This is a genomic window from Chryseobacterium soli (assembly GCF_000737705.1).
Classification (GTDB): domain Bacteria; phylum Bacteroidota; class Bacteroidia; order Flavobacteriales; family Weeksellaceae; genus Chryseobacterium; species Chryseobacterium soli.
The window spans coordinates 26,687-53,505 of sequence record NZ_JPRH01000008.1; the positions used below are offsets into that span (position 1 = coordinate 26,687).

Annotated in this window: 24 protein-coding genes; 8 read left to right on the forward strand and 16 right to left on the reverse strand. The window is 37.1% G+C overall.

What is annotated here, in order from left to right:
- Positions 1-10: 10 nt before the first annotated feature.
- The 14 genes from IW15_RS16450 to IW15_RS16510 form a co-directional block, all read right to left on the reverse strand.
- Positions 11-2,803 (reverse strand): hypothetical protein, encoded by a 2,793-nt coding sequence (locus IW15_RS16450; RefSeq protein WP_034713639.1) that lies wholly within the window; start codon positions 2,801-2,803, stop codon positions 11-13.
- 24 nt (positions 2,804-2,827) lie between these two features.
- Complete coding sequence (locus IW15_RS16455; protein ID WP_051882123.1) at positions 2,828-5,878, reverse strand: baseplate J/gp47 family protein; 3,051 nt, start codon at positions 5,876-5,878, stop codon at positions 2,828-2,830.
- 88 nt (positions 5,879-5,966) lie between these two features.
- Positions 5,967-6,377 carry a GPW/gp25 family protein gene (locus IW15_RS16460; RefSeq protein ID WP_034713642.1) on the reverse strand — a complete coding sequence of 137 codons (411 nt, stop codon included), beginning with the start codon at positions 6,375-6,377 and terminating at the stop codon, positions 5,967-5,969.
- A 126-nt stretch (positions 6,378-6,503) separates the two neighbouring features.
- The gene (locus IW15_RS16465) at positions 6,504-6,794 is read right to left on the reverse strand and encodes a PAAR domain-containing protein (protein WP_034713645.1); all 291 of its coding nucleotides are present in this window, start codon (positions 6,792-6,794) and stop codon (positions 6,504-6,506) included.
- Positions 6,795-6,797: 3 nt separating this feature from the next.
- Entirely contained in the window at positions 6,798-8,543 is a 1,746-nt protein-coding gene (gene vgrG / locus IW15_RS16470; RefSeq protein WP_034713647.1) for a type VI secretion system tip protein VgrG, read from the reverse strand.
- Position 8,544: 1 nt separating this feature from the next.
- A complete protein-coding gene (locus tag IW15_RS16475) occupies positions 8,545-9,267 on the reverse strand; it encodes a CIS tube protein (RefSeq protein WP_131368583.1) in 723 nt (240 codons plus the stop codon).
- On the reverse strand, positions 9,267-9,428 hold the full coding sequence (locus IW15_RS22870; protein WP_165585214.1) for a DUF5908 family protein: 162 nt from the start codon (positions 9,426-9,428) through the stop codon (positions 9,267-9,269). The genes IW15_RS16475 and IW15_RS22870 overlap by 1 nt, the downstream gene beginning before the upstream one ends.
- A 199-nt stretch (positions 9,429-9,627) precedes the next feature.
- Positions 9,628-10,095, reverse strand: coding sequence for a phage tail protein (locus tag IW15_RS16480; protein WP_034713650.1), 468 nt, complete (start codon positions 10,093-10,095; stop codon positions 9,628-9,630).
- 2 nt (positions 10,096-10,097) lie between these two features.
- Positions 10,098-10,532 carry a phage tail protein gene (locus tag IW15_RS16485; protein ID WP_034713652.1) on the reverse strand — a complete coding sequence of 145 codons (435 nt, stop codon included), beginning with the start codon at positions 10,530-10,532 and terminating at the stop codon, positions 10,098-10,100.
- Positions 10,533-10,564: 32 nt separating this feature from the next.
- On the reverse strand, positions 10,565-11,920 hold the full coding sequence (locus IW15_RS16490) for a phage tail sheath family protein (protein WP_034713653.1): 1,356 nt from the start codon (positions 11,918-11,920) through the stop codon (positions 10,565-10,567).
- Positions 11,921-11,943: 23 nt separating this feature from the next.
- A complete protein-coding gene (locus tag IW15_RS16495) occupies positions 11,944-12,375 on the reverse strand; it encodes a phage tail protein (protein ID WP_034713655.1) in 432 nt (143 codons plus the stop codon).
- A 39-nt stretch (positions 12,376-12,414) separates the two neighbouring features.
- Positions 12,415-14,151: a phage tail sheath family protein gene (locus tag IW15_RS16500; protein WP_034713657.1), complete on the reverse strand. Its 1,737-nt coding sequence runs from the start codon at positions 14,149-14,151 to the stop codon at positions 12,415-12,417.
- A 78-nt stretch (positions 14,152-14,229) separates the two neighbouring features.
- Positions 14,230-15,945, reverse strand: coding sequence for a phage tail sheath family protein (locus tag IW15_RS16505; RefSeq protein ID WP_034713659.1), 1,716 nt, complete (start codon positions 15,943-15,945; stop codon positions 14,230-14,232).
- A gap of 44 nt (positions 15,946-15,989) precedes the next feature.
- The gene (locus IW15_RS16510; protein WP_034713661.1) at positions 15,990-16,574 is read right to left on the reverse strand and encodes a DUF4255 domain-containing protein; all 585 of its coding nucleotides are present in this window, start codon (positions 16,572-16,574) and stop codon (positions 15,990-15,992) included.
- A gap of 587 nt (positions 16,575-17,161) precedes the next feature.
- On the opposite strand from IW15_RS16510, the gene IW15_RS16515 reads away from it, so the two are divergent.
- Positions 17,162-17,482, forward strand: coding sequence for a hypothetical protein (locus tag IW15_RS16515; RefSeq protein WP_034713663.1), 321 nt, complete (start codon positions 17,162-17,164; stop codon positions 17,480-17,482).
- A gap of 34 nt (positions 17,483-17,516) precedes the next feature.
- Positions 17,517-18,962, forward strand: a complete 1,446-nt coding sequence (locus tag IW15_RS16520) for a contractile injection system tape measure protein (RefSeq protein WP_034713665.1) — start codon at positions 17,517-17,519, stop codon at positions 18,960-18,962.
- Positions 18,963-19,114: 152 nt separating this feature from the next.
- On the opposite strand, the gene IW15_RS16525 is transcribed toward IW15_RS16520, so the two are convergent.
- Complete coding sequence (locus tag IW15_RS16525; protein ID WP_034713668.1) at positions 19,115-20,239, reverse strand: acyltransferase family protein; 1,125 nt, start codon at positions 20,237-20,239, stop codon at positions 19,115-19,117.
- Between the two features lie 155 nt (positions 20,240-20,394).
- Here IW15_RS16525 and IW15_RS16530 point away from each other — a divergent pair, with 155 nt between their 5' ends.
- Both IW15_RS16530 and IW15_RS16535 read left to right on the forward strand, forming a co-directional pair.
- On the forward strand, positions 20,395-21,483 hold the full coding sequence (locus IW15_RS16530) for a sensor histidine kinase (protein ID WP_051882125.1): 1,089 nt from the start codon (positions 20,395-20,397) through the stop codon (positions 21,481-21,483).
- Positions 21,480-22,178, forward strand: a complete 699-nt coding sequence (locus IW15_RS16535; protein ID WP_034713670.1) for a LytR/AlgR family response regulator transcription factor — start codon at positions 21,480-21,482, stop codon at positions 22,176-22,178. The genes IW15_RS16530 and IW15_RS16535 overlap by 4 nt, the downstream gene beginning before the upstream one ends.
- Positions 22,179-22,196: 18 nt before the next feature.
- Here the strand turns inward: IW15_RS16535 and IW15_RS16540 are convergent, their stop codons facing one another.
- Entirely contained in the window at positions 22,197-22,709 is a 513-nt protein-coding gene (locus tag IW15_RS16540) for a GNAT family N-acetyltransferase (RefSeq protein WP_034713673.1), read from the reverse strand.
- 421 nt (positions 22,710-23,130) lie between these two features.
- Here IW15_RS16540 and IW15_RS16545 point away from each other — a divergent pair, with 421 nt between their 5' ends.
- The 4 genes from IW15_RS16545 (at position 23,131) to ade (ending at position 26,809) form a co-directional block, all read left to right on the forward strand.
- Entirely contained in the window at positions 23,131-23,700 is a 570-nt protein-coding gene (locus IW15_RS16545; RefSeq protein ID WP_034713675.1) for a hypothetical protein, read from the forward strand.
- Positions 23,701-23,783: 83 nt separating this feature from the next.
- A complete protein-coding gene (locus tag IW15_RS16550) occupies positions 23,784-24,485 on the forward strand; it encodes an ABC transporter ATP-binding protein (protein WP_034713678.1) in 702 nt (233 codons plus the stop codon).
- 112 nt (positions 24,486-24,597) lie between these two features.
- On the forward strand, positions 24,598-25,044 hold the full coding sequence (locus IW15_RS16555) for a hypothetical protein (RefSeq protein ID WP_051882127.1): 447 nt from the start codon (positions 24,598-24,600) through the stop codon (positions 25,042-25,044).
- Positions 25,045-25,183: 139 nt separating this feature from the next.
- Complete coding sequence (gene ade, locus IW15_RS16560) at positions 25,184-26,809, forward strand: adenine deaminase (protein WP_034713680.1); 1,626 nt, start codon at positions 25,184-25,186, stop codon at positions 26,807-26,809.
- The last annotated feature ends 10 nt before the right edge of the window (positions 26,810-26,819 follow it).

Below are 26,819 nucleotides of genomic sequence, written 5' to 3' on the forward strand. Positions count from 1 at the left end.
TTTTCAATTTTTATAAGTTTGATTGTCCTAATATGATTTTTCCGTCTAAGTCGTCATTATCATCCATTGCACAGTCCAGAAGTCTTCCCGGCCGGTAAATATTATTTAAATGGGTAAGAGCGGTTAATAAATCCGTAATGCTGTTTCCAAGATTAACGATATTATTTTTCGCTTTATCGGAAAGGTATTTTTTAAAGGCCACTTCAAATTCAGCCAAATCGTTTTGAGCGGTTTCTTTTTCGCTCAACCGATCTCCCACCCAGCAGATTTTTGCTAAAACATGGGCCGGAATTTCCTGTCTGATCACTGTTTCGGCATAGCGTCTGAAATCAGGATTCTGGAAACGGTACGCAAACCCCGGAAGCACGACGCTTACACGGTACGAGTAAGGATCAAAAACATCGGTTTCACAATCTTCTTCACAAGACGACATGAAGGCTTCCGAATATTTGATTGGAGCTATGGTAGGATTATCTTCTTCAAGGTCATACATTACTTTAAAAGTACCTTCTATAGACATGCATCCAATACCTCCCATGAGTTTATAATCTTTACTTGTAGGCTTCAGCAATAAATGCTCAACAAGGAAAATACCCTCTTCTGTAAAATCATATTTAAAATACTTTACAGTCTCTCTAATTCCTATGATCAGGCTGTCTATAGACGAATAAGGATTGGTTCTTTTATGGGTAGCCATTACATTTTGTTCTTCTGTATCATCTACAATGTCAAAATAATAATTGCCTCCTCCCGAAAGACGAATTTTTATATTTCCGATCAAGTCATTCTTAACCTGCCCTTTTGCTAATTCTTTCAATGCATTTTCAAGGTCTTCCTGATCAATCTGAATCGTCTGATAAATCGCTTCATTCAAATTTTTGGTTGCTGCGTATTCAATCTGGTAGGTATTGACAGACGATAAGATAATATTGCCGGTTGCATCTTTTATTTTCCAGGTGTAGCTTGGCTTATTATTATTTAATGTTTTAATAATTGAAACCGGAGACTGAGATAAATTTCTCTGAGAATAATTTTTAATCCCTAATAAACGGGCTATTCTTTTCTGTGCACCGGAAATATTATGGGTATTCCAAATATCCGCATCTGAAAATGAGGTGTAATTGTAGGCTAGACCACGGTCTTTACTCAATGATGTATATTCGTTTAAGAAGTTCTCTTTATTACTTAAAACAATTTCATCGGCAGATTTCCCATACAGGGATTTCATTAGGAAAGTATAGTCGCTAAAAGTTTCGGCAAAACGGGAAATCAAATGGTCCAACACTTCATTTCTGCGCTCCACACTGTTGTCCAGCTCTTCATACAGTGAGTCCGTAAGCTCATCATCAGAATCGGTAGTATAATCAGAAACCAATTCATCAAAGCCTTTGATATTTTTGAGAGCTTGTGTGAAAAAGGTTCTTTTTAAATGACTATTAACGCTTAATACTTCTTTTACTTTTTCAAGGTGTTTGAAATAACTGGCCAGGATCTGATCAAAAAACAATAGATATCCTTTTAATTGTTTTGCCAGGGCTTCTCTCTCCGGAGTTTGATTTCCTATAATCCCTGAGGTTCCCACTCCGTAGGTATCCGGAAATTCATTTAAAATAGTAGCATAGTTTGCGATATCGTATGAAGTTCCCTGCGGTAAAGTCAATTCTTTATTCTGTCTGGCATCTTCTCTCAATACTTCTTCTTCTCTTTTAAGAGTTGTCAGATACTCCTGCACTTTTTTGTCATTGATATTTAACGGAAGAGCACCTTTACTGTAGCTGAATGAACTCAGCTCGCACAGTTCCGGTTTTCTGCCTTTTTCAATGCAGATCAGCCAATCGTTTGTCTGCTTGATCACACTATCGCAGCCTGCAATAGAAATTTCATGAATTTCTTTAATACCATCAATTTTCATGACTTCACTGATGATATCGGAAAGGCGAACTTCTCTTCTTAACTGGCTATTGCTGAGTTCTTCAGTATCAATAAAACCATTGTCCAAGAGCGGTCCTTCAAAAATCTGATCTGTAGTCAGACCTTTATCGAGCATCTGTTTTAATGAATAGAAATGAACCTCCGGAGATAAGTAATTGTTAATTGTTTTTAATACTTTAGCATGCACCAGCTCTTCATCAGCTTTGTTTACAAGTCCAATACGGGCACATACAGCAACTTTCTGGGTTTCAATTTCTTTAATTTCAGCCAAATCTTCACAAAGACTTCTATTGGCGTGGTAGCGGTCTAATATTTGGGTGTTGACAGTAGATTTTCCGCATCCGTTACCTTCTTCATTAATGTCTTCTGCGTAATCAACATACAGGTTATATAGTCCTTTTACATTAAAGTTCTGTGTTTTTTCTCCCACAGGTTTAAAGTCTAGCTGCCCTGTTTTACAATCAACGTATAAGGTTTCATTGTTCGGAACCAGCCAACAGTTACGAATCGGTCTTTTATGACCTGATGCAAAGTTGATATCTATAAACAGTTTTCTATAGTCAAGCTCGGTTAAAGGTCTTGAAGGCAGAATCTCTGTAGCTTTCAAAAACTGGGTATGAATGTCTTTATCTGCATCTTTTGAGGCCAGAATGTCTTCCATATTCAGGTTCATTCTCATGCCAAGATCTGTGATGGCATAGCTTAAAACCTCCAGAGTGGTAATACCAGGATCGTGAGAGTTATAATCGGTCCAAAGTTTTCCTCCCAACTCTTCTATGTACTCAATACCTGTTTTGCGTAGAAAATGAAAATCGGTCTGATCCCCGGTTTCTATATTTTTTGATATACTAATGTGCTTATTTTCTGACATGGTTATGTTCTCTTCTTTTTATTATTAAATACATACTTGATCTGTAATAGTAACCTGGTGTTGCTTGGCAGATACCAAAATTGATTTCGGATCTACTTCGATTAAAGATTGCCTTTGTATAACATTATTCACCAATATGCTGATCTCATCAATGTAATCCACATAATACAGCTGCTCGAGGTAGTTAATAAGTTGATTAACGTTTAGTTTTATATTAAAATCAATATCCTTAGAGTCTGTAAAAGCCCACGGAGAGATGTATTTCTTAATATCTTCATCCAATTGCTTGAGGTAAAAGGTTTCATCGTACTGTTCGAAAAATTTGACTTTTGTTTCTACTTTCGCTTCTTTATAATTCGGATTAACCACCTGAGCGTTAACATGCATCGTATTTAATTGATTGACATAATTTTGAATTTTATTCAGGCTGGCTCTGCTTACTCTGGGCTGATAGATATCAAAAGCATTTTTATTTTTAATATTCGGCACTACCATAAGGGTTACATGCCCGGGAGCCATATATGAATTTTCAGAAGTATGATTTAAACATTTTACCTTAAAGACTTCCGGAAATTCCTGTAATACCAGATTTTCATAGTCCCATTGTGTAATGGCTCTGTGCTTATGTCTCAACCGTTCACTCACGCGTCTGTAAAACTCTGCATCTGATTCTTTATATTTCCCATCGAACGAATTATAAGGCTGGCTCACCGATTTTACCTGAGGAACTCTGGTAATAAGCTTGGTAATGGTTTTTGCCGCCAATCCGTTATTGAGATGAGAAAGATCATTATCCTGATTCTGGAATGTTGCCAAAACAGCCTGAGTGTATATTCCCTGAATTTTACATACTGCATCATAACTTCTCTTCGACTTCGCTCTGATCCAAACCAATCCGTCTGTAAATCGTGTATGGCTCGTATTGATATCTTTAGGAATTTTAAACTTCACAATTCCTGATTCCAGGAATCTTCTGGTCTCATTTTTCAGTAGTCCACCCGACAGATCAATCCATGTATTATTTGAAAGGATGTGCCATTCTATAAACTCTTTCTCCTGAAACGTTTCAACCAAAGGATTTTCACTGCCTTCCAGCATTTGGATCAATAATGAAACTGTTGTTTGTGGTGCCGCTTCCAGACCGATGTATAATTCACCTCCATTTTCGTGTACAGGTACAATAGTCTTCGCTTCCACTTCTTTTTCGTATTGTCCGAATGCATCTTCATGATACAGCTGTACTCCTTTACTTTTGGAAGCCTCCCCGCTGGCATCTCTGCTTAAGTATGAATATGCAGTTTCTTTCGCACTGTAATTCAATTCTATATCTTCAGCAAAAGGAATATAAGGTTCGTTTGGAATGAGTTTTCCACTTTCCGGTTTACTGGATAACGCCAGTGTGTACAGTTTAGGATATACATCCTGTAATGAGGATTGGTTTAATGTTAATCGGATCGCCTCACCCGTACCTGATTCATTACTTGTATTGTAGATAGAAAACTGGGTTATATAGCCCTCTTCTGCTTTTTTAAACACCTCAATATCATTAGCTTTGGCATACCATATTTCTTTTTCCAGCAATGCGGTATCTGCTTTAAAATAAGCATCAGAGCTTACAATTGATGAATTTTTCAATCCTTCAAAATCTGTTAAGCTGACGTTTTGATTAGGCTTAATGACATATCCGTTATATAAATCTTTTATAGAATCAGGCGTATTTTTCCAGTTGATGGTAATGTCTGCATTTTGCCATTTTTTGGAAAACATTTCAGGACATTTGATATAAAAATTAGATCCTTTAATGGGTTGTGCCGTGAATGGATAGTAAGGTTTTTCTGAGTTTAATGCACCATTATCATTTTCTATCTGAATCGATTTTACTCCTTTTACATCAACTGCTATTTCTATGTTTTTTATCAGTTTTTCTGAAAGAGCTTCGTAAATATCATAGTATTTTTCTCCTTCGATCATAAACCTTACTACAGGGAAATCGGTTTGGAATGTTTCTAGCAGTACTTCCTTATAATATTTTACAACTGCAGGAAAATCTTTGGTTAGCGTAAAAGAAAGTTCTAACCTTTCCTCTTCATTTCTAATACATTGTAAAACGATTCCTGATAACCATTCATTCTCCCCACTACAAAGCACTTTGATATTATTTTCAATATCTTTTTTTGAAATATTCTGTAATTTTTGAGTCGAATTTTTATTAAAATCTATTCTTAAAGTAACGGTTCGTTCCCCTTCTTTTAAATCAAATAATGATGATGCCACTGAAAAGCCCAGTTTAGCTCTTGGAAGTTCTTTGTAAACAGATTTTCCTGAAATGGTTTCGTCAGAGTTATATCCAAACGGCCACCAATAATTGCTGTCTTCCGGTAATTTATCCCCAACACCATCAGTGGAATTGGCTACCGGAGCCATTTTCAGCTCTCTTTTTTCGACATCGTTTAAAAAACTTTTAATCTCGACTACTTTTGCCTGATTGGCAATAAGTTCTTCTCCTGTTTTATAAATACGCTTTTTCCCATTACCGTCTTTATCGCCATCCAGCAATGTCCCGGTCGGAATTTTTTCCTGAATTGCTTTTTTTGCCAATTCAAAAATCACATAAACTTTGTCTGATTTGGCATCATTTTTCTCAATTTGGAGTATTTCATTATAATAAAAATCCAAATGCCTTTTCGTTAAATTATTGAAGGCTTTTTTTGAGAAATCCAGTAATTTTAAAAAGCAAACAAATAATGTTAAATGAGGGGTCAGGTTGCTGTCCTGTTCAAACTGGGACATAAGATCTGTAACCTGTTTTTTCATACTTTTATATTCAACGCTTTCTCTGCGCGGAACTGTACCGTTATCATCACCCAGGAAGAAGTTTCCCCATTTTTTTTGTGATGTTGTATTATCATCTTTGTCAAAATAGTTTACATGCCTAGCAAAATTATTTGCAAATAATAGCCAATCAAATAAATCGAAATCGTGTAATTCAAGATTGCCAGGATCTAATTCTGCTAAAAAGCGCTGCATTTGTGATTTTCCTTCACGATAATGTGAAAATGTATCTGTTTTTTTCATTTGTTTATATTTATCTTTCTATGGTCAGATGCAATACTTATGTAATGTTTGGTAGTATTCAAAATGGCTACAGACATCCCGTAATTCATTATATTTCAGTAGCTTCTCCTTTATAAAAAGGAAAAACAATATTGCTTCTTGTATTCGTATTTCTTACTTCGTAGTCAATTTGTATTAAAACTTCTCCCTGAAGTTCTTCCTGAGTATCAATTTCAATACTCAGAATGTTTATTCTGGGTTCATGATATAAAATAGCACGCTCAATGATCCCTTTCATTTGAGTGATCAGCGTTAAGTCCAGAGGTTTAAAGAGCATTTCCTGCAAATCACATCCGTAGTCAGGGAACATGATGCGTTCACCCGGGCGTGTTGACAATAAGATGATAAGACTGTTATTGATGTCTTCTACATCTGTGGTCATTGCCAGCTTTCCTTCAGTCTCATTAAACTCAGGCGGGAAACTCCAGCCTATTCCTAAAAAATCTGTATTTATTTTCATACGTTATTTTGTATTATATTTAGTTGTAACATTTTGCATCTGTAGCATAGAGTTATGGTTATTCTAATCGTTTTTGTTGTGGATATTTTGCATTTTTACTTTTAGTCGGACGATGTTTAAATAGTATTATCCGCCTATTAAAACAGTTGCTTCACCTGCGGTTATGATTCCGCCATGGGCTGTAGAATCTCCCATTCTTGCAGCTGGCTTCCCGCCTATTAAAACGCTTGAGGATCCTGATGCAATGGTATCTAACGGCCCGGTGCATACTGCTTTGTCTCCCACTCTTGCTGCAGGCTTTCCTCCAATAAGTACGGTAGGTTCTCCTGCCGGAATGATGGGACCTCCAACGTGTGGAACATTTCCCGTTACCATAGGACAGGTATGCATGTCTGTAATTCTTGCTGCCGGTTTCATGATTTAATTAATTTTAACTTGAGATCCTTTTACTACTGTTACCGCTCCTGATTTAAGTTCAGAACCCGAGCTGCCTTCTGCTTTGAATTGTGCAGATGCTTTCAAATCGATATTGGTTCCTTCAATTTTGACATCGCCTTTTGCCTTGATTTTGATGTCTTTCCCGCTTTCCATACTAATCCCATCTTTATTAAGTGTAAGGACATTAGAATGCTCATCTTCTATTTTAATGATGTCTGCATCTTCATCTAAAATCAATTTTTTGCCTTTTGGTGTTTCGAGGGTGTATGAAATTTTGTCGTCATTAAAAATCATTTTCATTTCGCTTCGGGTAACGAATCCTTTTTCGTTATTATCGTCAGAAGCTACAATCGGAGCCGGCTTTGCGCTGCTGTTTAACATTCCCAGTACGACTGCGTCATTGGGGTCGTCATTAATGAATCCGATGATGACTTCATCGCCGATTTCCGGTCTGAAAAATGATCCTCTGTTTTCTCCTGCATCAAGGGTGGCTATCCTTGCCCAAATTCCTTCTTCCTCGTTATTGATAATGGGAATTTGCACTAAAATTCTATCTTCTCCATCGGGGTCTGATTCTAACTGTGATACTACCCCGATGTGCAATCCGCTTATGGAAGGAATAATTCCTGAACCGGGCATTTCGCTTACATCATAGGTTTCTGAAAACCATGTTGGAGAAAGTCCGAATTGCGCATCAACCAGCCAATTTCCTTCGGCTATTTCGTGACGGACACCGGTAACATATATTTTCCCGTTGAATCGGTTTCCTACTCCTTGCAGCGTTAATGAAACTCCCGGTTTAACAGATGGAATTCCTTGGAATTTTACTCTTCCTCTTGTTTTCGCTAACTGTTGGAAAGTTGCTTTAGCGTCGCCCCATTCCTGTAGTTCACCCTGGGTGAGATTTCCGCCGTGCTTAAGCTGCAGGTCTTCAATTCCAAAAACATCTGCTAAATCGCCGGCTGAAAGGTTTCCATTGAGCTTAATTGCCGGATCCTGAGCTTCAACTTCTGTTAATTCCTGATCGGTATAACTCCATGTTTTAGCGGTAATTTTGTTGAATTGATCTCTGGCGTCTATCTCGCCGTCAAATTCATGTACCGATGATCCGTAAACAACAGTTTCTACAGTTTCACCACTAAAATCGGGCTTAGCAATTTTGATAGTTCCATCTTCAACAAAACACAGTTTACCGTTTGCTTGTGCTCTGGTTAGCATAAAATCCCAATCCGAAGCCCGGTACTGGACCAATTCTTTATGGGAGTTTGAAGTAGCTTCAACATCGGCAGTAAGTCCGTTATTGCCAATAAGCTCTTCCATGACATCGCTGTCTGTGCTTTCGTAGAAATATTTACTTTTTCTTCCTAACGTCATTTTTACAGCTTTATCTCTGCATTCTACGATCAGGTAAGAAGAACCGTTTCTGATTTTTATGTTATGCTTTATCACAACTCCTTTAAAAATGGTTTCTTCTTCAGAGTGGTATCCGGCAGTGATCTCAATTTCTTTCCCGGGGATCAGTAAGTCTTCATTACTTAATTTAAAGTCCTGTTCCGGTACACTTCCGTCTAAAATAACGATGCGGGCATAAGGAATTCTGTTGACTTCTTTTTCCACCACAATACTTTTCACACCGTACCTGCCCGGTAATTCTGTGCCTCCAGACATTACCTTATAGGTTATTAAATCTGGGTTTTTTGCCGTTTTTATGTATCCGCTATTATTCATGTTATGATGTTTTTTCTAGAGGTGGAAAGTATAGTTCCTGTCCGGGCATTAACTGTCTGAAATTGATTAGATTGTTTACTTTAGCAACTTCCAGATAGTATTTGGAATCTCCATAAATTCTTTCGGTCATTAAAGGCAGTGTATCTCCTGCTTGTGCCGTTCTTTTGTGGGTAAGATCCGGGGAAGTTGGTTTTACTTTCAGAGCTCCAAGTTCATTGGATACAGAACCATTAAATGTTGCTTTCCCTATAGCTCTTAACGGTTTGCCTTTATTATCAAACAGTTTATAATCTATTGTAAATTCAGAAAGCATTCCTCTATATTGAAATTCTCCCCAGGTAAGTTCTACATTATAAGGTTTATGAATAGATCCATTATAGTCACCGGTAGCTGAATAAAAATCCTTTAACTGCTTTGTTACAGCATTTTTTGTAAAAACATCCTTTTTTATTCCTACTTTTTCGGCAATCTTATTTACTAGTTTATTACCAGAATTTGCTTGTGTTACACCAGTACCATCAAATAAAAATTCCAACTTTAGTTCTGAAGGGAGAGTTCTAACATACTTTAAATTACTATCACTCACTCCCATCGCCGAATCCGGATTCAATTCATTTTTACGAGTGAAAGAATAACCTGTAGGATTAATTAAAATTGAAAAAGGCTCACCACCTTTACCGTTATAACTTGAGTCTTTATAACTGACTATTGTTAATTTTTCCATCATCTTTCTTTTTTACGTTGTCTTATATTTACTACTTGCTCTACACTTTCGCTAATGGCCCGCATGATTTTTGCTTCATCTACCGATGTGGTAGTAGTCGTTGCTGCTGCTTTTTCGTCCACATTTATTTTAATGTGAAGCTCTTTTATTTCTATTGGCATTTCGTTTGTTTTTAATCAATTATTAATATTCAAAACACTAATAACCAATGATTTAACATATTTATTTTTAAAAATCTAAGCACATAAAGAGTGTGTTCAGTCTTGCTATAGACCAATCTTTTGTTTTTTATCTGAAAAATTTTGCTGAATGTTATCTGAAAACTAACACACTTTCCCGTGCTTAGATTAGATTTAGAAATTACAAGCCTAAGCTTGCTAACGATGAAGGTATTGTGAAATATCTATATTTCAGTTCTATAGTTTCAATAGCAAGGCTGCTTTCTTCTGCATTGAATTCCGAAACTTCCCATTTTACAGGATATGCCCCAACTACATTCCATACCATTAAAGGTGCTGTAGATTGAAGTCCTCCTGAAAGCGTAATAAGCAGGTCTCTGGGTTCAAACTCGAAGTTCTCCATTGCATTTCTGCACCAGCTTATCAATCCGGAACTTACAATTAATCCGCGCTTAAGAACTAAATTAGTATATTTTGGTCTCAAAGGAAGCTGATGAAGAAATCTGTTTTCGCCTCCTTCGGCATATTCTTCAGTTACAATTTCTGTTGATAAACCAGAGATAGACTGAAATCTGGAATCAATACCCTCTGTTGTTGAAATCCCGTTAACAATAAAAGAGAAACTGGTTGGAGGATATAAAAGAGCCATGATTAGTTATTATTTTCAATAGTTAATCCTTCATGTGCAAGTTCTAAAGTTTCAATAGCAACCTCATTACCTTCAGCTTTCAGGTCTGTAGACTGTAATTTAAGCGGGAATGCATTTTTCACTTTCCAGGTTACTGCAGGAGCTCCTGTTTCGTCTAAAAGCGAAATCGTGATGGTTCTGCGCTCTACTGTATTTAACTGAATGGTTTGAAACCATGCAAAAAACTCATTATCAGACTTGAACATTCCTCTTTTCAACGTAATGTTACTGAAAGTTTTCATACCGGCCATCTTGATTTTACTAAAGTCCGGACTGGCACCATGTCTGTATTCAATTAAAGCAACTTCAGCATTTAAGCCACTCACTTCCTGAAAACCTACTTTCGTTCCGCCCCAATCTACTTCAAAGGCAAACTTTACTAATGGATATGTACTCATAATTATGTATATTTATTTGTTGTTTATTTATTTTATGATTCTTGTAATTTGTGTGAAAAACGCAATACAATAAATTCTGCCGGACGCACTGCCGCCATCCCAATCTCAATGTTCATTTTTCCTTCTAAAATATCCTGAGCAGACATTGTTTTATTCAAACCAACACTCACGTAATACGCTTCTTCCGGTTTGCTTCCCGCCAATGCACCGTCTTGCCATTGCTGATTAAGGAAATTCTCGATCATTGTCTGTACACGGATCCATGTATTAGCTGTATTGGGTTCAAAAACGAAACGCTCGGTAGCTTTCTTCACCGATTCTTCCACCATGTTGAAGAAACGACGTACAGATACATATTTCCATTCGTTACTGTTTCCATCCAGCGTTCTTGCTCCCCACACTAATGTTCCTTTTCCTGTAAAGGTTCTGATCGCGTTAATTGATTTTCCGGCTTCAGGATCGATGTTAAGAGCTTTCTGATCTTCATGAGAGATTTTCACTGTAGGGGCTACTACATAATTAAGTCCAACGTTAGCCGGTGCTTTCCATACTCCGGAAGTACTGTCTACTTTAGCATACACTCCAGCCATTGCTGATGATGGAACCAATACTACCCGTTTAGATTCAATTACTTTTTTAGCCTGGTTATACAAATCTGAATTGTTTAATTTTAAATCAGACAGATAGGTTGCATCTTCATCTCCTGCAGCAAATGATGCCTGAACAATAGTAACTTTTACCTGCTTTTCATCATAATTATAACTTAAAACTGTTTCTAATTTTGGATAGTAAGCCGCTCCATATTTTAGTCTTTCACCACTTGGTCCAGCTCCCACATTTCTTCTAAAATCAGCAATTGCGGTAGCATTGTCACCAACAACGTCCATGATCACAAATCTGTCTTTTAATAATTCTGCCTGATTTAAAGCAAATCCGTATATACCGTACACATCACTACCTAAAGCTTCAGCATCCGGGAAAACAATAAGGGTTGGTTCGTCCTCTTTTTCCAAAGTATCAAGACCTTTTTTCAACTCAGCAATATCTACTTGAAGGGGAAATCCAATTACCTTTTCTCCTACAGAAACGATATAACATGGGCCACCGCCGTTAGCAAAGTACATTTGCATAGCATAGTACATTTTGAAAGGACTTAGCACTACATCTGCTTCTACAGAACCATCATTAATGGTAATATTGAAAGCTTCAGACTTTGCTTTTCCGAAAACTGTTTCGTATTCCAACATAGAAGAGATTCTTGTCGGTTCATTTTTTGGGCCTTTATCTGAATATCCGATAAAAGCAGGAATAGCTGTTTCTACTTGCGCTACAGAAGGTGGGAATTTTGCAATTTCCTCTACGTAGACTCCTGGTGTTTTGTAATTCATTTTTTTAAAATTTTAAATTAATATTAGTTATTTTCAATAGTTAATCCTTCGTGTGCAAGTTCTAAAGTTTCAATAGCAACCTCATTACCTTCAGCTTTCAGATCTGTGGACTGTAATTTAAGCGGGAATGCATTTTTCACTTTCCAGGTCACTGCAGGAGCTCCTGTTTCATCTAAAAGCGAAATCGTAATGGTTCTGCGCTCTACTGTATTTAACTGAATGGTCTGGAACCAGGCAAAGAACTCATTATCAGACTTGAACATTCCTCTTTTCAACGTGATGTTACTGAAAGTTTTCATACCGGCCATCTTGATTTTGCTAAAGTCCGGACTTGCGCCATGTCTGTATTCAATTAAAGCAACTTCAGCATTTAAACCGCTCACTTCCTGAAAACCTACTTTTGTTCCGCCCCAATCTACTTCAAAGGCAAACTTTACTAATGGATATGTACTCATAATTTATTTATATTTAATTGTTATTTAGTTTAATTTATTTTATGATTCTTGTAATTTGTGTGAAAAACGCAATACAATAAATTCTGCCGGGCGCACCGCAGCCATCCCAATCTCAACGATCATTGTTCCCTCTAAAATATCCTGAGCAGACATTGTTTTATTCAGACCAATACTTACGTAATACGCTTCTTCCGGTTTGCTTCCGGCCAATGCACCTTCTTGCCATTGCTGATTAAGGAAATTTTCGATCATGGTCTGTACGCGGATCCATGTATTAGCTGTATTGGGTTCAAAAACGAAACGTTCGGTAGCTTTCTTCACGGATTCTTCCACCATGTTGAAGAAACGACGTACGGATACATATCTCCATTCGTTGCTGTTTCCGTCCAGGGTTCTTGCTCCCCAAACTAAGGTTCCTTTTCCTGTAAAAGTTCTGATGGCATTAATGGATTTTCCTGATGCCAGATCTACATTAAGCAAATCCTGCTCTTTAGTAGAAATTTTTACTGTGGGAGCATCTACGAAATTAAGACCTAAGTTCGCTGGTGATTTCCATACTCCGGAAGTACTGTCTACTTTAGCATACGCTCCTGCCATTGCTGATGAAGGTGCAAGAATAACCTGCTTGGCTTCAATTGCTTGCTTGGCCTGGTTGTATAACTCTGAATTTTTTGATTTTAAATCAGCTAAATTTCTGCTGTTATATACTCCTGTCACTACAACCTCAACATCTGTAAAATCATAGCTTAACACTGTTTTCAATTTCGGATAGTAAGCAGCACCGTACTGTAACCCTGTAGACACTACCTTGTTTCTAAAAGCCTCATCATCTCCAAGAACATCCATAATGACGAATCTGTCTTTTAATAATTCTGCCTGATCCAGCGCTGCGCCGTATAAAGAATATACTTTGCTAATAGCAACATCGTTACCTGCTCTGGCAATAACTTGAGATTTAACGGCAGCGGCATCTGTAGCAACAGTGGTAGCATTTTCAAAATTTGTCTCATAAATAAAAGCAGCAGATGAAACAGCAATCTTAATATCACCAACAGTAGCATATATAGGAGCCGCAGCAACTTTAGCAATATTTAAGACAGTTTGAGCAGCCTGAGCCATAGCCACCTCTTCAGAATTGTCTGGATCATTAACAACATACGTTTTTGCCTTAGCAACTACAGCATCCATAACATCCTTTACAGTAGTAGGAGCGGTAAGGTCAGCAGCATCTGCCACAGCTTGCGCCACAGTTTTTGCAGCTTCTGCTAGCTCCTTATTGGTTTCTGCAGCCTGAGCACCAGCTGTAGCAGCAGCAATATCAGTTTCAGCAGGAACTAAACCTTGAAGATCCGGGAAAACGATAAGAGTTGGTTCGTCTTCTTTTTTTAACAATTCAAGACCATATGATAAAGTTCCTTCTTCCGTAGCAGATCCTACTTTTACCTGACCAATATTATAATCTCCTACAGAAACAATATAACAAGGGCCGCCGCCATTGGCAAAATACATTTGCATAGCATAGTACATCTTAAAATCGTTTACCTTAGTTTGCATTGCCGTTGCAACACCTTCTTTGAAAGTAACAGCGAAGGTTTCGGGATTTGCTTTTCCAAAAAGTTGCTCGTACTCCAACATAGAAGTGATTCTCGTCGGTTTATTTGTCTGGCCTTCTGCAGTATATCCAATAAAAGCAGGAATAGCCGTTTCAACTTGCGCTACGGAAGGTGGAAATTTCGCCTCTTCCTCCACGTAAACTCCAGGGGTTTTGTAATTCATTTGTTAAAATTTTTAAGTTAATATTAAGTATTGTACGAAGTAAAACTTCGAATATTTATTCGTGATTGATTGTAATTTCTAGTATTCTTGTAATTTGTGCGAAAAGCTTAATACGATAAACTCCGCAGGACGTGCCACTGCTATTTTGACTGTTGCAGTCATCGTTTTTGTTTTTGTTTCATCCTCATCCGGACCTACTTCAACATGGTAAGCTTCTTTTGGTGTACTGCCCGCTAATGCCCCATCCATCCATTGCTGGTGGAGAAAATTTTCTATGGTAGCTTTTGCCTGTAACCATGTCGGACGTATATTGGGTTTATTAATGAATTTCCCGAGTGCTTCACTTATCGATTGTTTCATCATATTATAATAGCGACGTACATGCACATACTTCCATTCATTATCTTGCCCATTCTCTTTTTTATCTTTCCCATCCAGGGTTCTTGCGCCCCAGACCAAGGTTCCTTTTCCGGTAAAAGTTCGAATCGCATTGATTGATTTTCCTGCAGCATCTATGTTTAGAGTTGACTGTTCCTGATCGGAAACTTTTTCTGTCGGACCCACTACATAATTAAGGCTTACATTGGCCGGAGCTTTCCACACTCCTCTTGTACTGTCTACCCTACCGTATACTCCTGCTATTGCTGATGATGGTGGCAATACGACTGTTAACGAATGTATTTCATTTTTCACCTGATTATATAATGCTGAATTAGATGATTCTAAATTTTTAAGCGTTAGTCCGTCTGCATCTCCTTTTTCGTCTTTTACATTAAGAATTGCATCTTTCAATGCATCAAACTCGCCACTAAAAACAGGTGCATTTTCTTCTAGATCATCAGGGATCATAAAATTGTCTATTGTTCCATCATATATGGCCTCTAACACAGCTTTTGCCTCATTAATGACGCCTGTTAAACCAAGTTTTGTATCAGCAGCTTCATTAACTTCTTCCGCAATGGCAATAGCTTGACCTAATAAATCGGCAAGTACAAAAGCATTTGGTGATCCACCCGAGATTTCATTACTTGCCAGGCTTTTTAATTCATCTAAAGCAGCAATCTCACCGGCATAAAAAATAGCGCTATCCTGTCCTGCTTCTTGTAAACCAGTATGGGTTATAGGGGTCGTATTCTCATCAAAAGTATAATTCAAAATGGTCTTTAAGTGCGGAAAATACGCAGCGGCATAGCTGGTTGAATTTATTTCGTTTCTAAAGGAGTCAATAGTGGTAAGATTGTTGGATGTGGCTGTAGAATTTCCGTAATAGGTATCCAAGATCGCAAATCTATTTTTCGTCTCTACCTCTGCTTTAACAATTGCCTGCGTGTAAAGGGTATAAAAATCGGCTTCATCGGATAACGAGATCGCATCCGGAAGGATGATAAGGATGGGTTCGTTAATCTTTTCTACCATATCTAACCCCGTTTTCAGTGAATATAATTGTACTTCTCCTTCCAAAGGATACTTTCCTACAGAAATAATATAACATGGGCCGCCGCCATTCGCAAAATACATTTGAAGCGAATAATACATTAAAAACTGTACCGGAGGAACTTCCAGCGTTACGCCTTTGCCTTCTACATCTTTTAGCCGGATGCTTTCTTTTTTTGCTGCTCCAAACTTTTGTTCATATTCGAAAAGAGAGCTGATTTTTAACGGCTTATTATAGTCAGCAGGGATTTCCTCGGTATACCCAATAAATGTCGGTATAGCTGTTTCTATTAATGCAATTGAATAGGGAAGTTTTGTAATTTCTTCAACTGAAACACCCGGTGTTGTTAGATTTAACATGTTTTAAAAGTTTAAATAAGGTTATTAGTTTTTGTTTTTTATGGTTAATTAACTTTTATACTTTGTATATTAACATCATTAATTAATTCAATAGGGGTTGTCTGGTTAGCGGTAATTTTTATAACACTGATTTTATATAAGACAGAAGGCATTATCTTCCCCCCTAATAATCCCCAAATGTAACTGAGCTGATCAAAGGGAACAGAGTGCAATTCGATTCTGAACTTAAAATTGTCTTTCGGATCAGTGGCAGCATATTCCAATACATTGTTTGTTTGAAATATTTCAATAACTTTTGAGATGTTCAGGAGGGCTTTACTGTACACACTTCTATTAGCAGCTATCATTACGTACAGATTCAGGTAAGCCGGGGTACTCTCTTTATCATATCGCACCGGTTTATCATCTACTACTACCTGCTGGTATCTTGGCATATTTTTCAATGTTGATTCTTCCTCAGCACTTAAGAGGCTAATGATTACCTTGTCGTTAAGACGCTGGGTATCGTCATCATGTTTTGCAATGTCGCCAACAACAGCAATTTCGAGATCGTTAGGAAAATTTGAGTTATACAGCCCGTTTGGACCATTCAGCTTATCTTGTAAAATTGTCAGTACATTATTAATCATAATTTCTGTTCTTAATTATTATGGTGCAAACATACAATCAGACCTCCTCAAAAGACAAATATTTTGGGGGCACAAACCTGTCTTTGCAGTAAATAGGAATTTTCTATTTATAAAAAAAAACAAAAAAAACAATACGCAAAATATTATAAATCAATTACTTGAAAATCACTTTATAAAATAAAAATTTAGGTCTGAAGATTCCCTCTTCCCATTATGGTGAATTTGGGCTTGTGATTTAAGACTGATTTTGTGATTAAAAATCATTGTTTTCCCACAGACAATTGACCGTTAAATTGCCATTTTCATTGATTTTGATTTTTTTTCTTTACCCCGACAGGTATTGCAAATGATTGATCCGGTAATGAACTGCCGAAACATGAGTTTTAAAAAAATATTAAAATGATGCCTCATTTTCGTACTTAAAAACGTCACTTTCTGCACCAGAGAATTTCTGAAAATTGTAAACCTGCATGATCAGGGAATGATTTTGTCTTTTACTGCAAAGACTGAATAGAGCAGCCTTATAGTTAGCAAAATGACTTTTCTTCTTCTAATTTTGACCCCAATAATTTTAAAACTTTATTCACATGAATATTAAAAAACTTTTTGGCAAGCGCAATGAAATCATTGGCGGCCACTTCAATGAATTACGCTCAAAAATAGGCATGGCTAATCAAAACGAAGAACTTATTTTCTCTCTAAGGGAAGAAATTTGCAACGCATGCCCATTAAAAAACGGCAACAACTGTAACGCTATGAAATGGCTAAATCCTGAGACCCTGGAAGTTTCAGATGCTCCAAAAGAAGGATTTATCAGAGGGTGCGGTTGCAGATTAAGCGCAAAGCAAAGATCAACATTAAGCCTTTGTCCTGCAGGATTCTGGGGAGGAGAGTTCAATCAAAAATAGACTCCAATATTGTATAATTAAAATCGTATTTAATGTGAAGCAAGATCATATAATTCAGAAAGTTTTTGTTGAAATTACCATCAACAACAAAGAAAAGGCATTGAGCATACAAGAGGATATTAACAGTTTTTTGTCTACCGATGTTTTTCCTGCCATAGAAAAGCATATCAATGCTTTAGAATATAAACTGGCTGATCATACCTTACAAATTCCTCAGTTAGAATTGAATCTGGATGTAACAAACAGCTCATTAAATACTGAATTACAAGATAAAATTGCTCAACTCTTCAAAGAAGAACTGTCAGAAATTATTACCCCCATTCTCCATTCAATTCAAAAAACAGAAACTGAATCTGGCTCTGATGCCTATTTAATTGACAATCAGGAAAAGATGGTTCAGGCTTTTATCTATTTTTTAGAAAATGGATCTATGCCATGGTGGAATTCGGATAAAAAAAGCACTTGTTTAGAACCAACGGTATTTGACAGCCTGATTTTGGTCCGAAACTTCCAAAAAAGTATCATCCCTATCCTGCCCAAAAAAAATGTTCAGGAGCGGATAATCAATCAGCTTTCAAATGAGCAAATTGCACAATTATGTCTGGCGATTTTAAAAAATAAGGAATTTAAAATCAATGTAGAGGCTGATACCATACGCCTTATATCAAAACTGAATCATACTGACCGAATCACGGTATGGCGCCTGGTCCTCAATGTAGTATCAGAGTATTTGGGCCCATCAAATAGTAGTCTTCGGGAGTATCTTCTACAACAAATAGCAACCTTAGAAACAGCTGGTCTAACACAGACAAAAAACGGCAGTCAGAACTGGAAAACAGTAGTTAAGATATTCCCTTTTATTAAAGAAAATGAAATTTTTGAGCGCATCAAAGACAATGCAGCATATACTGATGAAAACACAGGAACTTCGATGGAAACAATTCATCAGGAACAGCCAACAGTCTACGAAGATGTAAGCCAGAACAATGGACAATATGTTCAAAATGCAGGGTTAATTCTGATACACCCATTCATCAAAACCTTTTTTGAAGACTGCGGTCTTCTGCATCCGAAAACTCAGCAACTTCTTGATCCTGAACTGTGTGCCCATATATTACATTATATTGCTACCGGAAAGACAAACGCTCCTGAACACGACATGGTTTTTGAAAAATTCTTATGTAATATTCCGGTGAATCAAACCATTAACAGGCATATTAAACTGTCGCGCAAGCATAAATCACAGGCTAAAAAAGTGATAGAAAGTGTACAGCACAACTGGCCTCCGATGAAAACATCATCTGTAGCATTATTGCAAAATGAGTTTTTCCAACGTTCGGGTAAATTAGTAGCCACCGATTATGATTACAACCTTACGATAGAACGAAAAACACAAGATATTTTACTTGACAGGCTTGCCTGGGGAATTGGCCTTATTAAACTCCCGTGGCAGGAAAAATTCATATTTGTAAACTGGTAATCAACTAACTGATAAAATATACTGAAGATATTGAGATAGAAATAATATTGTCTGAAATACTTCACTGCTAACGTCATATGGAACCATATGACGTTAGTTTTTTACCTATCAGTTATTCAATGAAAATTCAAAAACAGGTTGAGAGCCCTATTCTATTCACTCTTTTTACTCAAAATGATATATTTAAGCTTTGCAGAAGGCCTTTCAATAACAAAACGAAAGAATAATCCCCCTGCAATACATGCCACTAAGCACACACAAAGACTAATCCCGCCAGAAGTTTCAACATTAAAATAATGCAAGGTTCCCTGAACTATATGGATAATTCCTTTATGGGAAAGATAAACCGCATAAGACAGCCCAGCCAGCTGAGCCGTAACATAAGATTTCGATTTGAAAAGAAAGGAAGATCCGGAAACAGCCGACATCAGGATAATCCCGTAACTCAATGCAACACAGGTAAACCCGAAGACGGAAGCTTCCTGAGAAGCCTGGTCATTACAGACCCAGAATGAAATTCCCAACAGAACCACGCCTGCAATAAAAAGTGTATTTCCGTTGGTATGAACCATTTTTTGAAATTTTAATGAATACTGCATCAAAAAACTAATCATACCCCCTACTGCCAAACCATCTAAACGGGTATGAGTGGGATAATATATTTTCATATACCACACCTTCCAAAAATTATCGGTCTCCATCACAGGTACCACAGAAATATTCCAGGTTATATATCTGATCGTTAAAGAAAACAGGATCAGGAAAATGGTAAACAGAAAAGTATATCTGTACATTTTTGTTTGTATTCCCACCAAAAGGAGCAAGGGAAGAACAAGATAAAACTGCTCTTCTATGCATAAAGACCATGCGTGTGAAAATGTTCCGCGGTTAATGACATCCAGCCCATAATTCTGAGTAAAAGTGATGAATTTCCAAAAGGAAGATAAGGCTTCCCGTTCTCTGAAAAACGGAAAACTAAAGTACAGAAACAACGTAAACAGATACGGGGGAATGATCCTGAAAAAACGTTTGATGAAAAATGTTTTCAGACTGATCCTTTTACTCCTTTCTATTTCTTTAAACAGCTGTCCGGATATTAAAAATCCGCTCAGGACAAAGAATAAATCCACTCCGGTCCATCCGAATTTCCCCACCGTATCAATCCAGCCGGGATGCTTAAATGCACGGTAATGGTACATCAGCACTAATACAATAGCCAAAGCTCGTAAATGATCCAATCCGTAAAGTTTCACAGAAGAATAAGGGTTTGCAGACATGCTTTTTTCTGCAAATATTGTAAAACAGACTGTTCTTCTTTACGGATGATGACAGAAAACACTAATCATGATGCCAACAGTAATAACTGCTGTCTGAACTGCAATAACTGCTTTTCATCATTAATTTGTTTCATTGTATAAAAAAACGATGCACCATGGCTCAGGATTTTTTACTTTTGGGGGCTATGAAATTCGGGTCAGAAAATAATTTAAAACAGCATGTCTATTTTCAGCTGTTTTTTTGGACAGCACTATTTATATTCGGATCCGTAAGAAGTTACGGAGAATATTACGATGAAATATCCCCGGAAATCATCATCTATAACTTCTGTCACTGGATATTCCAGATTGCGGGAGCCAATTTCATTTATTATGTGCTTATCCGCCATTTTTTTGACCGGAAAAAATATGTTTTATTCTGCCTGTATCTTATCCTGTCTCTCTATTTCATTTCCGTGATCAACAGGATATTTATCGTTTATATTGCTGAACCTCTTTTCACTCATGAATTGAAAGACAGCTTTTTTGATATTTTCACCGATATCGGTTATCTGCTGTTTCATTATACATTTATGATCATTAGCGGCGCTTTTATTTTCATATCAGTGATGTTCGTTCTCCGCTATAAAGATGAAAAAGAAAATACTACGCAACTGCAGAAAGAAAAAGCAGAGTTGGAGTTAAAATCCCTGAAATCCCAGCTGAAACCGCACTTTCTGTTCAATACCCTTAATAATATTTATTCTCTTTCAGTAAGTAACTCGGAAAAAACTTCGGAATCCATCAGCCGGCTTTCGGATATTCTGGATTATATCTTATACAAAGGTCCTAAAAATGAAGTTCCGATAGCAGAGGAAGTTGCCGTCATTGATGATTACATTGCGCTGGAAAGCCTCCGGTACAGTGAAGGAAGGCTCAGGATTAACAAAGCAACAGCTTTACATCCTGCCGCTACCATTCCACCCTTGCTCTACCTCACCCTGGTTGAAAATGCTTTTAAACATGGGGTGGCAAAGACCACCATTGGCGCAGAAATAACCATCAATATTTCCTGTGATCATCAGTACTCTGTTTTCAGAATCGAAAATACCTGTGAAGAGGATGACCATACAAATTCAGAAGGAATCGGACTGAAAAATGTAGAAAGACAGCTGCTGCATCATTATAAAGAGGATTTTATCTTCAAAGCATCCAGGGAAAACAATATCTTTAAAGTTGAAATAAAAACACCCGCAACCTCATGATCCACTGTATTATTGTTGATGACGAACCCCTGGCGGCTTCATTGCTGGAAAAACATATTGCCCGGATCGACCATTTAAAACTGATCGGAAAAGCTGAAAATGCCCTTGAAGCGTATGGACTTTTGCAGACAAAATCTGTGGATCTCCTATTTTTGGATATACAAATGCCTCATTTAACGGGAATTGATTTTTTAAAATCACTTTCCCATAAACCGCCCACTATTTTCACGACGGCTTACCGTGATTTTGCCATAGAAGGTTTTGAACTGGAAGCTGTGGATTATCTCCTGAAACCCATTACTTTTGAACGATTCTTTACCTCGGTAGACCGGGTATTAAGAAACAGAAATAATACTCAGGAAGATTTTATCATCGTTAAAACGGAAGGAATGAACAGGAAGATCTTCATCCGGGAGATTGTGTATTTTGAAAGTCAAAGGAATGATATCAAAATAGTGCTGGCAAACAGTGAAAGTATGATGGCAAAAAGTACTATCACAGAGCTGGAATTCCTTTTATCAAGAAGAGGTTTTATAAGAATTCACCGTTCGTTTATGATTAATGCTCAATTCGTTACTGCTTTCAATAATAATGAAGTCATGTTAGGCACCTATCCTATTCCTGTGGGAAGAAGCTATAAAAGTGAATTTGATGCTTTCGTGGCAACAGTTTCTAAGGGTTCCATTAATCAATAACAAGAAAGAAATATCGATTTATATTACCGCCTCACTACGTTCCACTTTATAATATGCTAATTCACGATCTGTTCTCCGGAGATTGTCCAACCGCCTAAAACCAGCCTTTTCCAATACCTTTTGTGAACCTATATTATCCAGATCAGTTACGGCTACTACCTCATTTCCCCCGGTAGCAGAAAAGCAATATTTTACCAATGCACGGCTTACTTTCGTAGCAATACCTTTACCCCAATATTCTTTACCCAAAGTATACCCGATCTCCATCTGTCCGGGTATATCTGCAAAAGCCCTTACGAGACACATTCCAATAAAATCATTGGTTTCGGAATTGAATATCCCAAATCGGCCAAAGGGGCCCTTACTGTAATCCTCTAAAGCTATTTCAAACATTTCCATATACTGTTCAGGCGAACGGTATGGAAGGTATTTCGTTACTTCCGTATCTTCAAAAAGAGCACAAAACAAGTTCTGTTCCTCCGAGGAAAATTCACGGATGATAAAGCTTTGATCCTGATGTAGGTTACGCATATGCAAATTATAATGATGAAAAGATAAAATTACCAATTTATATTTTGCCAGCCACAATGCAGTCAGGACTTAATAAGATGGAAAATTTCAGGAGTAATAAGATATTGAAGATTCAGCTGCAGTTCAAGTTTTTTTGGGAAATAAAAAACTTTATTCCTTGTATATGAATACATTACAGATTAAAAAGTATAAATCTATCCGGAATAAATTTTAAAAACATTCGATACTTCCAAGTTTGCAAATCATGCAATATTATGATTTACAAACCATTGCACATACAATGATATGCATAATATCCAATGTCTATCGCTTATGGATATTAAAAAAAAGTATTACTTTTGCTTGAAAGAATAAAATTATTTAAAAAAATTTTATTAGTAATTTTAAAACACAAATTTATAAAACATTAAAATCCCTCCACATGAGAAAAATAATTCTACTCATTACATGCATGTTCGGTATTTCAGTTTTTTCGCAGATTAAAGTGCTGAAAAACGAAAGCTTGGTGGAAATTGGCAAAGATAATTCCGTAGGCCTATATAAAAAAGAAGATAAATATACCATCAACTATCAGGATCTGAACACCAGCAATCTGAATACCATCAGATCTTTCTCTTTCCAGAACCTTACCGGAGATGTTTCAGATTTATATAACTTAATTGTAGACGGCTTTATTACAACACCGGTTGAAAATGTTATTCTGGAGCTTCCTAATGACATTATCGAGCTTCATTACGAGAAAAACTACGGGCAGCCGACTGTTCAGTTTATTCAGTACATCAATAAAAACCGTAAATATGTTGGAAAATCACAGTTTTTAAACAGAAAACAGGTTGATAAGGTTTTCGGAAAAACCAATGGAAAATCTGCTATGTACGAGAAACCTGCTACCATGCACCAGATTAACGGAGCAAAATCCACTTCAAATCAGGGAGCTTCTGCTGCACCTGCTTCCAACAGCAGCAATAAAAATAAGAAATCAAGAAAATAATCCTATTATTTTTCAATATTACTAAACTCATTCATCCGAATGAGTTTTTTTATTTTTACTTTTGCAAAAAGACATTTTAAATTATGCCGCTTCAAATTATCAATCTGACCAAAAAATTTGGCGAACAAACTGCCCTTGACAATATCAACATTTCTATTGACCAAAATGAGATCATTGGTCTTCTCGGTCCGAACGGAGCAGGGAAATCCACTTTAATGAAATCTATCGTCGGAGCCTTAAAGATTGATCAGGGAGAAATAATTTTTAATGGAAAAAACATCACTGAACACGAGATCGAAAGCAAAAAAAACATTGGTTTCCTTCCCGAAAACAATCCTCTGTATCTGGAAATGTTCGTGAAAGAATATCTTCAGTTTGTGGCTAATATTCATAAAATATCTGAAGCCCGTGTAGATGAGGTTATTGAATTGGTAGGCATTACACCGGAAAAATCAAAAAAAATAGGACAGCTTTCCAAAGGATACAAACAGAGAGTCGGTTTGGCACAGGCGATCATTCATCAGCCGGATCTGTTGATTTTGGATGAACCGACAAACGGATTAGATCCTAATCAAATCATAGAAATCCGAAATGTGGTGAAAGAAATAGGCCAGCAGAAAACCGTGTTGCTTTCTACCCACATCATGCAAGAAGTTGAGGCACTTTGTTCAAGAGTGATTCTGATCCATAAAGGAAATATTCTTCAGGACTGCCCGATTGATGAGTTTAAAGGTAGATTCAACAGCCTGGAAGAGGCTTTTGCAAGTTATACTGCCGTTTCTTAAGATGTGAATTAAGTTTCTAAGGATCAGCAATAAAATTGAATCTGAATCTTGACTCACTGCAAATGGCGTTATATTTGATTAAAAGTAATTTCAACCAGTAACCGCTATAAAAATGATCAAAAAGATTCTATTAGGAGCCTTCTGTATGGCCCAGTTTTCTTTAGTATATGCTAACGAAAATCCAGTTGAAACAGTACATAACCATCCTTTAACCAGCTATTCCGGTAACTTTCAAAAAGTACCGAAAACAGTTATCATTAAAACGAAAAAATTTAAGGTAAGAATTGACAAACAGCCTAACGGCAAATATCTTTACCAATCCTGGGGCGCGAATTCAAAACTGACCTCAAAACCCAGCATGATCATCAGCAATGGCGAACTGATCCCTGATGGTACCGGAGGTAACTACTATTATGAATTTAAAAATAATGGATATACCTACCAGGTTTGGCGCAATTACATTACAAGTTCAGATCCTGTTCCACCGTATTCACTGATTGTGAATGACACCAACGGGAATGAAATCTCCAATGAACCCGCCAACGTAGTTAAAAATTAATAGTATTAAATCCTGCTTTGAAGCAGGATTTATTTTTTAAACCGATCCGGAGCCAAGGATGATTGATAAGAAATACTAGTCAGCCTTATCAAATTTTTGTAACTTCGATCGTAAATAGAATACCAAAATAAAATCTACGTTGGCACTTACTCTTATATCCAATTTAATCGATCTCGTTTCGAAAGAAACCTACCCCGTTCAAATAACCGTTACAGATGGTAAAATCACAGCTATAGAAAGAACATCCGAATCTCCGGACACGTATATCTTACCGGGTTTTATTGATGCTCATGTTCATATTGAAAGCAGTATGCTTGTTCCGTCGGAATTTGCACGTATTGCCGTACAGCACGGAACCATAGGAACGATATCGGATCCTCATGAAATCGCCAATGTATTGGGTATTCCGGGAGTGGAATTCATGATTGATAATGCCAGACAGGTTCCTTTTCATTTTTATTTCGGAGCACCTTCCTGTGTACCTGCCACTAATTTTGAAACTGCGGGAGCAAGGATCGATGCTGATGATATCGATACATTATTAAGCAGAAAAGAAATTATATACCTCGCAGAAATGATGAATTTTCCGGGAGTGATTTATAACGACGACGAAGTTCTGAAAAAGTTAGCTTCTGCAAAAAAACATCAAAAACCCATCGACGGCCATGCACCAGGTTTAATGGGAGAAGAAATGAAAACCTATTTTAATGCGGGAATCACAACCGACCACGAATGTTTCGGATATCAGGAAGCATTGGAAAAGCTTCAGCATGGAGTGAAAATAATGATCAGAGAAGGAAGTGCCGCTAAAAATTTTGAAACCCTAATTCCTTTACTAAAAGACTATCCGGAGCAAATTATGTTTTGCTGTGATGACAAGCATCCCGACAATTTACTTGAATCCCACATCAACGATCATGTAAAACGTGCACTAGCAAAAGGATATGACCTTTATGATGTATTACGGGCATCTTCCTATAATGTTATCAAGCATTATAATTTACCGATCGGATTATTACAAATCGGTGATAATGCAGATTTCATTGAAATTGATACGATACAGGATTTCAACATTTTAAAAACCTATATTAATGGCGAACTGGTGGCAGAGAAAGGGACTTCTTACATCACATCCGTTGAATCGCCAATTGTTAATAATTTTCATTGTAGTGTAAAACAGCCTTCTGATTTTAAGGTTAAAAGTGAAAGTGATACCATTCGGGTGATAGAAGCCCTGGACGGACAATTAATCAGCAACGAAATCGTAACAAGTTCATTAACCTTCAACGGGTATGCCGAATCCAATACGGAAGAAGATATCTTAAAAATTGCTGTGGTAAACCGGTACAATGATGCTCCCGTTGCCACTGCATTTATTAAAAATGTAGGGTTAAAAACCGGAGCAATAGCCTCCTGTGTTGCCCATGACTGCCATAATATAGTAGTAGTGGGTACCAACGATGAGGATATGTGTAAAGCGGTCAATGCTATTATTAAAGCTAAGGGAGGAATTTCATTAGCGACAGCAACCGAAGAATTGGTCCTTGAGCTGCCTATTGCCGGGATTATGACCAATCTTTCTGCAGAAGAAGCCGCTGCAGCATATATTACACTGGATAAACGGGCAAAAGAGCTGGGAAGTCAGTTAAAATCACCTTATATGACTTTATCTTTTATGGCGCTTTTAGTGATTCCTGAATTAAAGCTAAGTGATAAAGGCTTATTCAATGGGAGAAAATTTGAGTTTACAGAGGTTTTTATCTGATCGATTGTTT

What these genes read in the sequence shown, in the direction of transcription:
- IW15_RS16545 (WP_034713675.1), top strand. Translation starts at nt 23,131, where the DNA reads ATGAGAAAAATAATTCTACTCATTACATGCATGTTCGGTATTTCAGTT.
- IW15_RS16505 (WP_034713659.1), bottom strand. Translation starts at nt 15,945, where the DNA reads ATGTTAAATCTAACAACACCGGGTGTTTCAGTTGAAGAAATTACAAAA.
- IW15_RS16480 (WP_034713650.1), bottom strand. Translation starts at nt 10,095, where the DNA reads ATGGCTCTTTTATATCCTCCAACCAGTTTCTCTTTTATTGTTAACGGG.
- IW15_RS16465 (WP_034713645.1), bottom strand. Translation starts at nt 6,794, where the DNA reads ATGAAACCGGCAGCAAGAATTACAGACATGCATACCTGTCCTATGGTA.
- IW15_RS16530 (WP_051882125.1), top strand. Translation starts at nt 20,395, where the DNA reads ATGGCTCAGGATTTTTTACTTTTGGGGGCTATGAAATTCGGGTCAGAA.
- IW15_RS16540 (WP_034713673.1), bottom strand. Translation starts at nt 22,709, where the DNA reads ATGCGTAACCTACATCAGGATCAAAGCTTTATCATCCGTGAATTTTCC.
- IW15_RS16460 (WP_034713642.1), bottom strand. Translation starts at nt 6,377, where the DNA reads ATGAAAATAAATACAGATTTTTTAGGAATAGGCTGGAGTTTCCCGCCT.
- IW15_RS16455 (WP_051882123.1), bottom strand. Translation starts at nt 5,878, where the DNA reads ATGAAAAAAACAGATACATTTTCACATTATCGTGAAGGAAAATCACAA.
- IW15_RS22870 (WP_165585214.1), bottom strand. Translation starts at nt 9,428, where the DNA reads ATGCCAATAGAAATAAAAGAGCTTCACATTAAAATAAATGTGGACGAA.
- IW15_RS16510 (WP_034713661.1), bottom strand. Translation starts at nt 16,574, where the DNA reads ATGATTAATAATGTACTGACAATTTTACAAGATAAGCTGAATGGTCCA.
- vgrG (WP_034713647.1), bottom strand. Translation starts at nt 8,543, where the DNA reads ATGAATAATAGCGGATACATAAAAACGGCAAAAAACCCAGATTTAATA.
- IW15_RS16555 (WP_051882127.1), top strand. Translation starts at nt 24,598, where the DNA reads ATGATCAAAAAGATTCTATTAGGAGCCTTCTGTATGGCCCAGTTTTCT.
- IW15_RS16515 (WP_034713663.1), top strand. Translation starts at nt 17,162, where the DNA reads ATGAATATTAAAAAACTTTTTGGCAAGCGCAATGAAATCATTGGCGGC.
- IW15_RS16525 (WP_034713668.1), bottom strand. Translation starts at nt 20,239, where the DNA reads ATGTCTGCAAACCCTTATTCTTCTGTGAAACTTTACGGATTGGATCAT.
- IW15_RS16485 (WP_034713652.1), bottom strand. Translation starts at nt 10,532, where the DNA reads ATGAGTACATATCCATTAGTAAAGTTTGCCTTTGAAGTAGATTGGGGC.
- IW15_RS16450 (WP_034713639.1), bottom strand. Translation starts at nt 2,803, where the DNA reads ATGTCAGAAAATAAGCACATTAGTATATCAAAAAATATAGAAACCGGG.
- IW15_RS16495 (WP_034713655.1), bottom strand. Translation starts at nt 12,375, where the DNA reads ATGAGTACATATCCATTAGTAAAGTTTGCCTTTGAAGTAGATTGGGGC.
- IW15_RS16550 (WP_034713678.1), top strand. Translation starts at nt 23,784, where the DNA reads ATGCCGCTTCAAATTATCAATCTGACCAAAAAATTTGGCGAACAAACT.
- IW15_RS16500 (WP_034713657.1), bottom strand. Translation starts at nt 14,151, where the DNA reads ATGAATTACAAAACCCCTGGAGTTTACGTGGAGGAAGAGGCGAAATTT.
- IW15_RS16535 (WP_034713670.1), top strand. Translation starts at nt 21,480, where the DNA reads ATGATCCACTGTATTATTGTTGATGACGAACCCCTGGCGGCTTCATTG.
- IW15_RS16490 (WP_034713653.1), bottom strand. Translation starts at nt 11,920, where the DNA reads ATGAATTACAAAACACCAGGAGTCTACGTAGAGGAAATTGCAAAATTC.
- IW15_RS16475 (WP_131368583.1), bottom strand. Translation starts at nt 9,267, where the DNA reads ATGGAAAAATTAACAATAGTCAGTTATAAAGACTCAAGTTATAACGGT.